The organism is Listeria monocytogenes (genome assembly GCF_013282665.1).
Lineage (GTDB): Bacteria > Bacillota > Bacilli > Lactobacillales > Listeriaceae > Listeria > Listeria monocytogenes_C.
Genome location: NZ_CP054041.1, coordinates 2190104 through 2203829, shown reverse-complemented (window position 1 = coordinate 2203829; position 13726 = coordinate 2190104). Strand labels below are relative to the sequence as shown.

Below are 13726 nucleotides of genomic sequence, written 5' to 3'. Positions count from 1 at the left end.
CTATAAATAATCCACGAAACGTTCGCGGAATTTCATGTGTAGTGTCGCACCAACAAATAGTAGTGTCAGCGTTATTAACCAGAAATACATCGTATATGATGGAGATTCCCAGAAGCCTTTATTCATTAAGAAAGTTTCTCTAAAGCCATTCACAACATAGTAAATTGGATTTAGTTTGAGTAAATCCACTAACCACTGCGGTAACATTGTTTCTAAATTCCAAACAATTCCTGTTACGTAAAAAAGTACGCGCATAACCGATTGAAGCATAATATAGTAGTCTCTTACTAAAACGCTGATTGTTGCATTAAATAAAGTAACACTAAATAGAAAGGCAATCATGGCTACAAAATAATACAAGTACTGGCCCCAATAAATTGTGATTGGAGTTCCATTAATCGCAAGCAAACCAAGTAAAATTACCATCATCGTGAAATAACTTGTTAAATTAGAAACAATCGTGATATTAGGTAATATACTCATTGGGAAATTCATCTTTGAAACCATGCCTATTTTATTATAAATACTATTCGCACCTTGCAAAATAACCGCACTAATAAAGAACCAAGGAATAATCCCCGCTAACATCCATTCAATATAACTTGCATCCGAGCCAGATTTTGCATTCATCCCAAATCCAAACACAAAATAATAAATAGCAATTTGAATTAATGGATTTAAAATCTGCCATGCTAGTCCTAGATAATGGCTTTGATACGTAGCCTTATCTTCATAGCGCGCAATGCGAAATATCATTGGTAAATTTTTAATTTGTTCTTTAATAACTTCCATAACCTGTTTCACAAAAACACTTCTTCCCGAAAAATAATATGGTTTTAATAACCAGATTCAGCTCACTATTCTTTTATAGGCAACTCCTCCACCTAAAACCATCGACACCTTGTTTGTATTTATTGTCGTCTCGGTTGCCGAATTCTTGCTGTTTATGCATGCTCTTCTAAGTGAAAATAGCTCTACTTATTTGGTAAATTACTTTACTAAAGCTGTTTAGTAAAAAATCCACCCTATGTTAAATTACCTTAAAAGTCATTTTTTGTAAAGCTTCATCTACAATTATTGAAGAATTAGTTTTCAAGAACAGCCTGAATATCTGCGGCACCTTCAAGCAATCTTGGTCCTGGACGGCTTAATTTATTGGCATCCATTTCATAGATTTTATCGTTTTTAACCGCTGGAATATTTTTCCACGCTGCACGTTTTTGAATCGTTGCTTTGGCGTCTGGATAGACCGATAAAATAATATCTGGTTGTAGTTCTACTACTTTTTCTTCATTGTAAGGAATAAAACCGGACTCCGTAACGACATTAGTTCCACCAGCAAGTTCTAGCATTTCATTCATAAATGTTCCTTTACCAGCTGTGTATAAGTCTGGGCTAATTTCAATCCACACTTTTGGAGATGTTTTTAGTTCTTTTGCTTTCTTTTCAATTGCCACTTTTTGTTCTTCCATGGAATCAGTGACTTCTTTAGCTTCTTTTTCTTTTCCAGTCAGTTTACCAACCGTGATGATTGATTTTTCTGCGGCTTTTAAATCTGTTGCATCTGGAATGACGAACACGTTAATTCCAGCATCTTTTAATAGTTGATAAGCATCTTTTTCTGTCGCAAGCATCGATTCATGACCAAGTACTAAGTCAGGTTTAATAGCAATAATTTTTTCTGTATCTACACTAGTAGAAGTTACTTTTTCTACTTTTTGTGCTTCTTTTGGATAGTCATCGTAAGCAGTAACGCCCTTTACTTTATCCCCTAAATCTAATGCAAATAAAATTTCTGTGTTACTTGGCATTAATGAGACGATTTTAGTAGGGGGCTCTTCTAATGTAATAGTATTTCCAGTTGCATCTTTCACTTCGATTTTCTCTGTTTTCTTTTCTGGTGCCTTTGTCTCCGTATTCCCGCATGCAGTTAAAATAGCAAGTAATAGTACTACGGCAATTCCTTTAAACCATTTCATATGTAAGTTCTCCTTTTTTTAGAAAAAACGGGTGCGAAATGAAGCGCTAAATAATTCGAAAAGAAACGTCCTTTTATTACGTTTAATTTTACGATTTTTAAAGTTTACTACTTTAAATTAGCGTCATATTCCCACCCGTTAGTTTTTTATGTTTTTTTAAATTCTGTTTACTTCAATTAATAAATCTCCAGATTCGATTGTATCGCCATCAGACACATAAATGCTGCTGACTTCACCATCGAATGGAGCTTGAATCGTTGTTTCCATTTTCATTGCTTCTGTGATAAGAAGCGGATCACCTTTTTTCACGGAATCGCCTTTTTTCACGACTACTTGAATGACTGAACCTGTCATTGTTGCGCCAACGTGTTCAGGGTTCGTAGTATCGATCTTACGGCGTGCAATAACAGTGGATTGAACATTCATATCTTGAATGTTAATTTCGCGTGGTTGTCCATTTAGTTCAAAATAGATAACACGTGTGCCATCTGCAATTGGTTCCCCAATGGAATTTAGCTTGATTAAAAGAATTTTTCCTTTTTCAAGTTCTACTTCGATTGTTTCACCTAAGCGCATTCCTTTATAGAAGGTTGGTGTATCAAGGACTGTTACATCACCATATTTATTAATCATTTCTTGATAATCTAGGAACACTTTTGGATATAAGATATAGGAAATGACGTCTTTTTCTGTTGGTTCATAACCCATTTTTTCTTTTAGTTCTGTTTTGACATCAAGGAAGTTAACTGGTTCCATTAAGGCACCTGGACGATCTGCTAGTGGTGTACGACCTTTGAGTACTAGTTTTTGAAGTTTTTCTGGGAAGCCGCCGTATGGTTGACCAATTTCTCCCATAAAGAATTCAATAACGGAATCTGGGAAATCAATGGTATCGCCTTTTTCGTATACATCTTCTTCAGATAATTCATTTTGAACCATAAATAAAGCAAGGTCTCCAACGACTTTGGAAGAAGGGGTAACTTTTACGATATCACCAAACATTTTATTAACTACTGTGTACATTTCTTTCACTTCGTCCCAGCGATCGCCAAGTCCAACAGCAATCGCTTGTTGTTGAAGGTTAGTATATTGACCACCCGGCATTTCGTGAATATATACTTCTGTTTGCGGAGAGTTAAGCGCATTGTCAAAGTCTTTATAATAATGACGAACATCTTCCCAGTAATGATTGATGATTTGGGAATTTTGAGCGTCTAAGTTCGTTTGACGGTTGCCATTAACTAATCCGTAATAAAGACCAGTCATACTTGGTTGGCTTGTTGCTCCACTCATCGCACTTGATGCTACGTCAACAATGTCAACGCCTGCACTGACTGCCGCTGCATACGTATAAATACCATTACCACTTGTATCATGTGTATGAAGGTGAATCGGAACATCTACGGTATCTTTTAATTCACCAATTAAACGGTAAGCCGCTTGTGGTTTTAAAAGTCCAGCCATATCTTTGATTCCTAGGATATGTGTCCCTTGAGCAACGAGCTCTTTCGCCATATCTTTATAGTAATCAATGGTATATTTCGTTCTCGTATCATCATCAATATCCCCTGTATAGCAGATAGTTGCTTCTACAACCTTCCCTGCTTCACGAACAGCATCAATAGATACTTCCATGCCTTTGATCCAGTTTAAGCTATCAAACACGCGGAATACATCGACACCAGATTGTGCGGATTGCTTAACGAATTCACGGATAACATTGTCTGGATAGTTTTTATAGCCAACTGCATTAGCTCCACGAAGTAACATTTGGAACATTACGTTTGGAATTTGTTTTCTAAGTGTTTCTAGACGCACCCAAGGATCTTCATTTAGGAAACGATAAGCTACATCAAAAGTCGCGCCGCCCCACATTTCAAATGAGAACATATTTGGTAATAAATGAGCCATTGCATCCGCTATTTGGAAAATGTCTTTCGAGCGAACACGCGTTGCAAGTAGAGATTGATGTGCATCCCGAAGCGTAGTATCTGTTAAGAGTACTTCTTCTTGTTTTTTCACCCATTCTACAACGCCATCTGGACCTTTTGCATCCAAAATTTGTTTTGTTCCTGGTGCGATTTGCGAGCCGTACGGAATTTTTGGCAAGCGTGGTTCTGCATAAACAGGTTTATCACGGTGCTTAATTCCTGGGAAGCCATTTACTGTTACATTACCAATATAGCGCAACGTTTTCGTACCACGGTCGCGAATATGTGGGAATTTAAATAGTTCAGGCGTAGTATCGATAAAACTTGTATTATAATTACCACTTGCAAAATCTGGATGACGAACAACATTTAATAAGAAAGGAATGTTCGTTTTGACACCACGGATACGGAATTCGATTAAATTACGACGCATTTTGCGCGTTGCTTGTTCGAATGTCATTCCCCAAGTACATAATTTTACGAGTAAGGAATCATAGAATGGTGTTACAACTGTTCCTTGGAAACCGTTACCAGCGTCCAGACGAACACCAAATCCACCAGTAGAACGATACGTATCTACACGTCCAGTATCTGGCATAAAGTTATTAAGTGGATCTTCTGTTGTGATACGGCTTTGAATAGCAGAACCGTGAATATGAATATCTTCTTGTTTAGGGATAGCTACTAATTGATCATGAAGTGCATAACCGTCAGCGATGAATAGTTGTGATTGAACGATATCAATCCCAGTAATCATTTCTGTAATGGTATGCTCTACTTGTACACGTGGATTTACTTCAATAAAGTAAAAATCATCGCCTTCAACTAAAAATTCAACTGTCCCCGCATTAATGTAGTCAACATTTTTCATTAGTTTTACTGCAGCATCACAAATACGGTTACGAAGATCAGATGTAATCGCATTACAAGGTGCAACTTCCACTACTTTTTGATGACGACGTTGGATAGAGCAATCACGTTCGAATAAATGAACAATATTACCATGTGTATCCCCAAGAATTTGTACTTCAATATGTTTTGGATTCATTACACATTTTTCTACATATACTTCATCATTACCGAATGCTGCTTTTGCTTCTGAGGATGCACGTTCAAAGCTTTCTTTGACATGTTCTTTTGATTCTACGACACGCATACCACGACCGCCGCCACCAAGGGAAGCTTTAATCATTAATGGGTAGCCGTTTTTCTCACCAAATTCTTCTACTTCTTTAATACCAGCAACCGGTCCATTACTTCCCGGAATTACTGGAATATCAGCTAATAGAGCTTGTTCTTTTGCTTTGATTTTGTCACCAAACATATCTAGGTGTTTTGATTTAGGACCAACGAAAATAATGCCTTCTTGCTCACAACGACGAGCAAATTCAATGTTTTCGGACAAGAAACCATATCCCGGATGAATCGCGTCTGCACCAGATTCTTTAGCAATCTCTATTATGTTTTCGATATCTAGATACGCATCAATAGGCTTTTTCCCTGCTCCAACCAGATAAGCTTCATCTGATTTATACCGGTGAAAACTACCAGTATCTTCTTGTGAATAAATAGCCACTGTTTTGATTTTGAGTTCAGTACACGCACGCATAACACGGATTGCAATTTCTCCGCGGTTTGCTACTAATACTTTTTTAATTCGATTCATTTTTTTCCTCCTAACCAACACTGATCTGTTCTATACTTTATACGTAGCCTCCAACGGTTGAAATGATTATGTACACTTATATGATAATCCCCTTTTTTTAGGCTGTAAAACGGTATATAACTTCAATTATAGTATTAAATACCATCAGATGTAAATTATTTTCTTTCTAAATATTTAAAACAATATCGAAAACACGAATAAACTGGCTATAAAACGCCAAAAACATGCGGTAAAGTAAAAAAAGAAAAAGCTAATTAAATAGCTTTTTCTTCATAATTTAACGTCTTCTTGGTTGCTTTGGTTGTTCTTGCTTCGAGCCATCAGACTTGTAAACACGTTGGTATTTAGTAAACATCGAAATATTCGCCACGATACCAAGCATCATCGATAGTACCATTAAGGAAGATCCACCATAACTAATAAATGGCAATGTTACCCCAGTAAGCGGAATAAGTCCACTTGCTCCACCTAGATTAATAAATGCTTGAATCGCAATCAAACTCGCAATCCCGTAGCACATTAAGGAGGCAAATGGATCCTTCGCCCTGAGCCCGGTCGTGATAGTTTTAAAGATAATGAAGAACAGTGCCAAAATAATAAACATCACACCGAACACACCTAATTCTTCTGCAACTACCGCAATAATAAAATCGGTATGCGCTTCCGGTAAATAACCAAGTTTTTGAACACTTTCGCCAAGCCCTTGTCCAGAAACACCACCTGAGCCAATCGCATAGAAGGAATTAATTAACTGGTGCCCTTCTTTATCCGCATATTCAAAAGGATTCATAAAGGTCGTAATACGAGCTACTTTTGTTGGAGAAACAATTTCATTTCTCACATTATCTGGTAGAGCGAACAGAATGAGTGTGAGCCCAACAATAATGCCCATACCAATTCCAATTAATTTCATAATCGTTCGGAGCCGCATCCCAGAAGAAATGATAATACAACAGCCCACTAAGAAAATAATAAATGCTGTCCCTGTATCTGGTTGAATGGCAATTAAGAAACATACAAATGCCAAAAAGAATATTGGCGGTAAAACTCCACGGTTAAAATCATCAATGTAACTTTGTTTCTTCGCATAGATAGCAGACATGTAAATAATTACGGCTAATTTAGCAAATTCTCCTGGTTGAAGAGAACGAGGTCCTAAAACAAGCCAACTGTTCGCATTATTTACCGTTTTCCCCACTAAGAAAATTAATAATAAGACACCGATAGAGCCAAATACAATTAACATCAACACTTTATTATTTTGATAAAATTTAAATGGCAAAAGAGCAAAAAGAACGAAGAAAATAAAACTAATTATAAAGTTCTTTACCTGACGAGCATAAAAATAATCTGCCGGTAAGCCCTTACCAATCGCTAAAGACCAGCTGGCACTATAGATCATGATAAGCCCAAATAAACATAGTACGATAAATACCGCAATAAATGCATAATCATAAGATTTTAAAATTCGTTTAAACATCGGCATCGTCCAATCCCTGAGAAGTTACTATCCCATCTTGTTTTCTATTCTTCCTATTATAAAGGAAAAGACCTTCAAATGAAAAGAAGAATCTCCTCCTTCTTTTGGCTCATTTTTTAATCGTTTCACTGGCAAACAAAAAAAGATGCCAGAAAAAATCAGACATCTTTTCAATTGATTCCTTATTTTTTGCTCATAGACAGTTCGTGTAAAGCGGATAATTCTTTTTCCAGTGTAGACATTAGTTTCTTGCCTTCTTCTGGTTCGATTAGTCCTAGGCGGGTTGCAAAGTTAATTTCACGTGATAAACCATACATTTGTGTATCAAGAACTTCCTCATATGCTGGACATTGTGGTAATGTTAGATTATCCATTTGGACTTTAATCAACTGTAAGATTCGTTTTGCATCTTGTTTTAAAAGCTCCACTGCCTCTTCTCTGTGATCTATCTTTTTATTTCCCATCACAGAACCCCCTATCATACGCCAAAATAGCGCTTTATTTTCATCTCAAGGAAAAACCTTAAGTAAAAGTTAATACTAGATAGTATTAGTATAGCATAATTTGTAAGCCACGCAAGCACGATTCCATTAAAATTTTTGAAAAATTCACTTTTACTCGCCTTTTTTGATAATCATGCTATAATACTTGTGTGAGGTGAAGACAAAATGAACGCAAAATGTATTCTCTGCGAACGTGTAGATGAGCTAGACAATCGCGAATTTAAAACAAAACAATTACGAAACAAACCTATTAGAATGTATTTATGTCCTGAATGTGAACATCGAGTAGCTATTAATACGATCAGTCGCGTTAATTCTGGCCATTTCAATTTTCATAAACCAGTAGTAATGTCGAATAGTGAGTTAAAAAATTTAATAGAAAGTACTGGAAAATAAAAAATCCGCCCGATAATGGGCGGATTTTTTATTTTACTGGGAATGCAGCAATAACATCATCGCCTGCTTTGGCTTCAGAAACGCTTGCATCAAATTTATCCGGATTTGGTACACCGATTTTTGAATCAGCCGCTAAATCATTGTATACCGATTCTGTCATCGTGAAAGTAAGGAGCCCACGAGCTGTTTTTCCAGCTGCGAAAATATTTGGGTCAGCTTTACTTCCAATAAGATGAAAGTTAGATGGTACAAAATTATCTAAGCTTCCTCCAACAAATTCATTTGCACCAATGAGCGTAATTTGGTCCGCTTTGTACATTTTATCTTTAGAAGAGGTATTTTTAATGGATATGTCTAATGTGATTACATAACCATTTTTATTCGCTAAATAACTTTCTGGATTACTTGCACTAACTGCTTTATTTGCGCCAACAACATGTTCTACTTTGTATTGATTGACTTCAATAGTTAAATTTTCAAAGATTTTTTCGAATGAAGGGGAACTCGACAAGTAAGTTGTTGTTACGGTTCCACCAAGGACCGAAGATACATTGGAAGTTTTGAAGCCTGAAGTAGACAGCGAAAAGGCCGGTGTGGCCGGACTACTGTTTTTATCTGTTGCACTACTATTACTTTTGGCTGGTGCATTTTTTTCTACATCGGAGCTTCCTTTTGTGACTACGCCTTTATCATCTGTAACCGAATCTTTGGTTGTTGTTTCTTTTTTCTCTGTGTCAGTTGTTTTCTTAGGTGTAGATGTGGCTTTTTTAGCTGTTGTTTTGCTTTCATTGTCTTTGTTGTCTTTTGCAGAGTTTCCATTTGCATAAACACCGACTACAACTCCTCCGATAAGAAGTACCACTAATACCGCAAGAATAATTATACGTTTTTTCATCATACTAACCACCTTTTCTACTTACTTCTAATATACCAAATAGCTATTCATATTACAATAGTGTTACAAATACATTATTTTATTCCCTTTTCTAGCAACTTAAAGCATAAAAAAGCCAAATAGTTTTTAAAGGATATTGCTATCACTAAAAAAACTATTTGGCCGATTCAATTATTATTCAGCAGTTTTTGAACGTTTTGCTGCTTTTTCACGTTCGTTTTTGTTTAGAATTTTTTTACGTAAACGGATGGATTCTGGTGTTACTTCACAGTACTCATCTTCGTTTAGGAATTCTAATGATTCTTCTAGTGATAAATGACGAGGTTTTTTGATTACGTTTGTTTGGTCTTTGTTTGCAGAACGAATATTAGTCATTTGTTTTGCTTTAACAATGTTTACAGCGATATCGCCTTCACGATTGTTTTCACCAACGATCATACCTTCGTAAATATCTGTACCAGGTTCTACAAAAATAGTACCACGGTCTTCTACTTGCATCGTACCGTAAGTAGTAGATTTACCTGTTTCCATGGATACAAGTACACCACGGCTACGTCCACCAACGCGTCCTTTTTGGATTGGTTGGTAGCTGTCGAATGTATGGTTGATAATACCATAACCACGAGTCATTGAAAGGAAATCTGTTGTATAACCGATTAAGCCACGAGCTGGAACCATGAATTGTAAACGAACTTGGCCATTACCGTCGTTAATCATGTTTTTCATTTCGCCTTTACGTTGGCTGATAGATTCAATAACAGAACCCATGAATTCTTCTGGAGTATCAATTTGAACGTCTTCTACTGGTTCACATTTCACGCCATCAATTTCGCGGATAATTACTTCTGGTTTAGAAACTTGTAGTTCATAACCTTCGCGACGCATTGTTTCAATCAAAATGGATAAGTGAAGCTCACCACGACCGGAAACTACCCAAGCATCTGGTGAAGCTGTTGGCTCTACGCGTAAAGATACGTCAGTTTGAAGTTCTGCAAGTAAGCGTTCTTCAATTTTACGGCTTGTTACGTGTTTACCTTCGCGACCTGCGAAAGGACTGTTGTTTGTTACAAAAGTCATTTGTAAAGTTGGCTCATCAATACGTAGTAAAGGAAGTGCTTCTTGATGATCAAATGGTGTTACTGTTTCACCAACGAAGATGTCTTCCATTCCAGCAAGCGCTACTAAATCACCAGCTTTTGCTTCTTTAATTTCTTCACGTTTTAGTCCGAAGAAACCGAACATTTTCGTTACACGGAATTGTTTTACTGTGCCATCAAGTTTAATTAAGGCAACTGTTTGTCCTACGTGCATTGTTCCGCGGAATACACGGCCAATACCGATACGACCTACATAGTCATTATAATCAAGTAAAGATACTTGGAATTGTAATGGTTCATCACTATTATCAACTGGAGCGGGAATGTGTTCAATAATAGTGTCTAAAAGTGGTTTCATTGTTTCTTTTTGTTCTGCTGGATCGGAATCATAACTTGAAGTTCCGTTAATTGCAGAAGCATAAACAACTGGGAATTCTAATTGATCGTCATTTGCACCTAATTCGATGAATAATTCTAATACTTCATCCACAACTTCTTCAGGACGAGCAAAATCACGGTCAATTTTGTTAACAACAACGATTGGTGTTAAGTCTTGTTCTAGTGCTTTTTTTAGTACAAAACGTGTTTGAGGCATCGTACCTTCATACGCGTCCACTACTAAAAGAACACCATCAACCATTTTCATGATACGTTCTACTTCTCCACCGAAATCGGCGTGTCCAGGTGTATCCATGATGTTTACACGTGTATCTTCATACTTAATCGCTGTATTTTTCGCTAAAATTGTAATACCGCGTTCTCTTTCTAAATCATTGTTGTCCATTGCGCGTTCTGCAACTGTTTCATTGTCGCGGAATGTGCCTGACTGGCGTAATAATTGGTCTACTAGAGTTGTTTTACCATGGTCAACGTGGGCAATAATTGCTACATTACGAATATCATTTCTTAAATTCAATCTTGTTTCCTCCTAAATTAAAAATCCAAACATTTATCGTGAAGATTAGCCAAAAGAAAGAGGAAAATAGATTTATTTTCCTCCGTCGCTATCGTCTCGTTTAAATCAACTTACCTATTATAGCATAGCTGAGCGGATTTGGCACGATTTTTATTTTCTGAAAACAAGTTTTTTTATGTTGAGCGCTTTCTTTAAGGCAGGTAGTTATCTGATAAGGTTTGATGAATTTTCGGTGCAGCTACGATGGAACTTCCTTTTTCTAACATATTCATTTCTTCACCGTTAATTCTTGTCACTTTTCCGCCTAATTCTTCGACGATAATTTTCCCAGCAGCAATGTCCCACGGAGCTAAATTAGCAGAAAGATAGGCTCCCGCTCGACCTGTAGCAACATCCATATATTCTAGTGAGGCTGCTCCGTGTAATCGTAATCCTCTAGAAGCTTTTACCGCCTCCCACATAGTTGGAAATTTTCTTGTTACACTTAAATTAGCAATTAATAGTGCATCCTCAAGGTCTACGGTTGGATCTAGTTTAGGAATAGTTCTGCCGTTTACTGTAGCGCCCTTTCCTTTTTCCCCAAAATACAATTCGTCGCGCGTCACATCATAAATATAAGCTAGTCGGCCTACTCCATTTTCATATACAGCGAGAGAAATTGCAAAGTCACGTTGCTGTTCGACGAAGTTCAGTGTCCCGTCAATTGGGTCAAGTATCCAAACCACGCCATCTAAATCTGTTACATCTGCTGCCATACCTTCTTCACCAAATAAACGATGGTCAGGAAAATGCGCTTTAATTTGTTGAACAAAAAAAGCTTCGGTTTCTTTATCCATATTCGTCACTAAATCATTTCGACTGGATTTGACATCAATATCTAACGTTTCTTTGAAAGATTGCTTAATTTTTGCTGCGGCTTCCATAATCCATAACCTTGCTAAATAATCTATTTTTTCGCTGTCCATATGCACACCTCTTCGCACTCTTTTTGTTTATTTTATCACAAAAATGAATTATCTGAATAGAACAAGATTCTTTCACTTGGAACTTAACTTCCGTATAATGAAACTATATGCAAAATTAGGAGGAAAACAGATGACTTTTAAAGGATTTAGTAAGAAAGATTTTAAAACAATGCAAATTCCTGGACTTGAAGCACGCATGACAGGAATTCAAAATGATATTCAACCAAAATTCAGAGCTGTTGGGGAAGAATTGACTACTTATTTAAGTGCCAAGCTTGGCGATGAAATGTTTTTACATATTGCTCGTCACCAAAGACGTTCAGTTAACCCACCCGATAGCACGTGGCTGGCCATTTGCCATGATAAACGTGGTTATAAAAAGCATCCTCATTTTCAAGTAGGTCTATTCGATAATTATTTATTTATTTGGCTCGCCTTTATTTATGAAAATGAAGAGAGCAAGAAAATCGCTAATCGTTTTTTGAAAGAAAAGAAATTATTGGCTGATTTACCGGACAACTTTGCTATTTCCCCAGATCATACTGAAGAAAAAACCTATCCTGTGCATGACGGACAACTAGAGGCAACGCTTGAACGTTTCCGCGATGTGAAAAAAGGGGAATTTTTAGTTGGGAAAATTTATCTACCAGAGGATAGCCATTTATCCCCAGGGAAAGACTTCATCAAAGAGGCTGAAATGGTGCTAGACGAGTTAATTCCGCTCTATAAGGCTTCCCTTCAATAAAAGATGTACAAATGACTATAATCTAGGTATAATGGTAGAGTTGTGAATTACTATGATTTGAAGGAGTTGAGGAACGTGAAAAAGGAGCAGCAAACAGCAAGTGACCCTGGTCCACATCGAAGTATTCATACAGGTGATTTTTCACGGGAACGAAACTCTAACCGCGTGAAATTTACCTGTTAAAAAAGGAGGTAAAAAGCATGCATCAAATTTTCAAATCAGATGAAAACGGCAAATTAATTGAGTTAGAAGAAGTAACACGCAATTGTTGGATTAATATCGTTGCCCCTACTTCAGAAGAAATTAATAAAATTGCCGATAACTACGAAATTCCACTTGAGTTCTTAGAAGATCCACTAGATAAAGATGAAAGTGCCCGGATTGAACGCGATGATGACTCGGATTCTGTTTTAATCGTTTGTGACTTTCCGGTAGTCGATGAAGATGATATTCATTACGCTTCATTCGAAACCATTCCAATGGGGATAATTATCACAAAAGACTATTTTATTACGATTTGTACAATCGATTCTTCTATCGTGCAATCCTTTATTAGAAACCGTATTAAAGGCTTTTATACACATATGAAAACGCGATTCGCATTGCAAATCTTATACATGATTTCCACTACTTTCTTGCGTCACTTAAAACGCTTGAACCGTCAAACGGACGAAATCGAAAAAGAACTACATGAATCTATGAAAAATAAACAACTTTATGATTTAATGGGGATTGAAAAAAGTTTAGTTTACTTTGTAACAGCCCTTAAATCGAATAAAGTCGTACTAGATAAAATGATGCGTCAAAATATTGTTAAAATGTACGAAGAAGATCAAGACTTATTAGAAGATGTTATTATTGAAAATCGCCAAGGTATTGAAATGGCGGAAGTTCACTCGAATATTTTGAGCGGGATGATGGATGCTTATGCTTCCATTATCTCGAACAATATGAATATCGTGATGAAATTCCTTACTTCTTTTACCATCATCTTGACGATTCCAACAATGGTGTTTAGCTTTTACGGAATGAACGTGAAATTACCGTTTATGAATACACCAATGGCTTGGATGCTTACGCTCGGTTTTGCATTCGGGATTGCTGGAGCACTTGCGATTGTATTCTGGCGGAGGAAATTCTTTTAAAAATAAAC

The 13726-nt window shown here is 36.7% G+C and carries 11 protein-coding genes; 3 read left to right on the top strand and 8 right to left on the bottom strand.

Annotated features, from left to right (window positions below):
- From HRK21_RS11120 to HRK21_RS11100, 5 genes are all read right to left on the bottom strand, one after another.
- The gene (locus HRK21_RS11120) at positions 1-804 is read right to left on the bottom strand and encodes an ABC transporter permease (RefSeq protein ID WP_003736234.1); all 804 of its coding nucleotides are present in this window, start codon (positions 802-804) and stop codon (positions 1-3) included.
- Between the two features lie 281 nt (positions 805-1085).
- Positions 1086-1979, bottom strand: a complete 894-nt coding sequence (locus tag HRK21_RS11115; RefSeq protein WP_070006860.1) for an ABC transporter substrate-binding protein — start codon at positions 1977-1979, stop codon at positions 1086-1088.
- 156 nt (positions 1980-2135) lie between these two features.
- Positions 2136-5576, bottom strand: a complete 3441-nt coding sequence (locus HRK21_RS11110) for a pyruvate carboxylase (protein WP_070006856.1) — start codon at positions 5574-5576, stop codon at positions 2136-2138.
- 277 nt (positions 5577-5853) lie between these two features.
- Entirely contained in the window at positions 5854-7056 is a 1203-nt protein-coding gene (locus tag HRK21_RS11105; protein WP_077952773.1) for an FtsW/RodA/SpoVE family cell cycle protein, read from the bottom strand.
- 182 nt (positions 7057-7238) lie between these two features.
- Entirely contained in the window at positions 7239-7520 is a 282-nt protein-coding gene (locus HRK21_RS11100; RefSeq protein ID WP_070006850.1) for an Fpa/YlaN family protein, read from the bottom strand.
- 204 nt (positions 7521-7724) lie between these two features.
- Here HRK21_RS11100 and HRK21_RS11095 point away from each other — a divergent pair, with 204 nt between their 5' ends.
- Positions 7725-7955 (top strand): YlaI family protein, encoded by a 231-nt coding sequence (locus HRK21_RS11095; RefSeq protein ID WP_003730090.1) that lies wholly within the window; start codon positions 7725-7727, stop codon positions 7953-7955.
- 28 nt (positions 7956-7983) lie between these two features.
- Here the strand turns inward: HRK21_RS11095 and HRK21_RS11090 are convergent, their stop codons facing one another.
- The 3 genes from HRK21_RS11090 to HRK21_RS11080 form a co-directional block, all read right to left on the bottom strand.
- The gene (locus tag HRK21_RS11090; RefSeq protein ID WP_070006848.1) at positions 7984-8850 is read right to left on the bottom strand and encodes a DUF5068 domain-containing protein; all 867 of its coding nucleotides are present in this window, start codon (positions 8848-8850) and stop codon (positions 7984-7986) included.
- Positions 8851-9024: 174 nt separating this feature from the next.
- Positions 9025-10863: a translational GTPase TypA gene (gene typA / locus HRK21_RS11085; RefSeq protein WP_003738643.1), complete on the bottom strand. Its 1839-nt coding sequence runs from the start codon at positions 10861-10863 to the stop codon at positions 9025-9027.
- A 191-nt stretch (positions 10864-11054) separates the two neighbouring features.
- Entirely contained in the window at positions 11055-11828 is a 774-nt protein-coding gene (locus HRK21_RS11080) for an inositol monophosphatase family protein (RefSeq protein ID WP_070006847.1), read from the bottom strand.
- Between the two features lie 130 nt (positions 11829-11958).
- Here HRK21_RS11080 and HRK21_RS11075 point away from each other — a divergent pair, with 130 nt between their 5' ends.
- Together HRK21_RS11075 and HRK21_RS11070 are read left to right on the top strand one after the other, a co-directional pair.
- Complete coding sequence (locus HRK21_RS11075) at positions 11959-12573, top strand: YktB family protein (RefSeq protein ID WP_003738641.1); 615 nt, start codon at positions 11959-11961, stop codon at positions 12571-12573.
- Positions 12574-12773: 200 nt separating this feature from the next.
- The gene (locus HRK21_RS11070; RefSeq protein WP_003722692.1) at positions 12774-13718 is read left to right on the top strand and encodes a magnesium transporter CorA family protein; all 945 of its coding nucleotides are present in this window, start codon (positions 12774-12776) and stop codon (positions 13716-13718) included.
- Positions 13719-13726 lie beyond the last annotated feature (8 nt).

What these genes read in the sequence shown, in the direction of transcription:
- HRK21_RS11090 (WP_070006848.1), bottom strand. Translation starts at nt 8,850, where the DNA reads ATGAAAAAACGTATAATTATTCTTGCGGTATTAGTGGTACTTCTTATC.
- HRK21_RS11080 (WP_070006847.1), bottom strand. Translation starts at nt 11,828, where the DNA reads ATGGACAGCGAAAAAATAGATTATTTAGCAAGGTTATGGATTATGGAA.
- HRK21_RS11095 (WP_003730090.1), top strand. Translation starts at nt 7,725, where the DNA reads ATGAACGCAAAATGTATTCTCTGCGAACGTGTAGATGAGCTAGACAAT.
- HRK21_RS11075 (WP_003738641.1), top strand. Translation starts at nt 11,959, where the DNA reads ATGACTTTTAAAGGATTTAGTAAGAAAGATTTTAAAACAATGCAAATT.
- HRK21_RS11105 (WP_077952773.1), bottom strand. Translation starts at nt 7,056, where the DNA reads ATGTTTAAACGAATTTTAAAATCTTATGATTATGCATTTATTGCGGTA.
- HRK21_RS11110 (WP_070006856.1), bottom strand. Translation starts at nt 5,576, where the DNA reads ATGAATCGAATTAAAAAAGTATTAGTAGCAAACCGCGGAGAAATTGCA.
- HRK21_RS11100 (WP_070006850.1), bottom strand. Translation starts at nt 7,520, where the DNA reads ATGGGAAATAAAAAGATAGATCACAGAGAAGAGGCAGTGGAGCTTTTA.
- HRK21_RS11115 (WP_070006860.1), bottom strand. Translation starts at nt 1,979, where the DNA reads ATGAAATGGTTTAAAGGAATTGCCGTAGTACTATTACTTGCTATTTTA.
- HRK21_RS11070 (WP_003722692.1), top strand. Translation starts at nt 12,774, where the DNA reads ATGCATCAAATTTTCAAATCAGATGAAAACGGCAAATTAATTGAGTTA.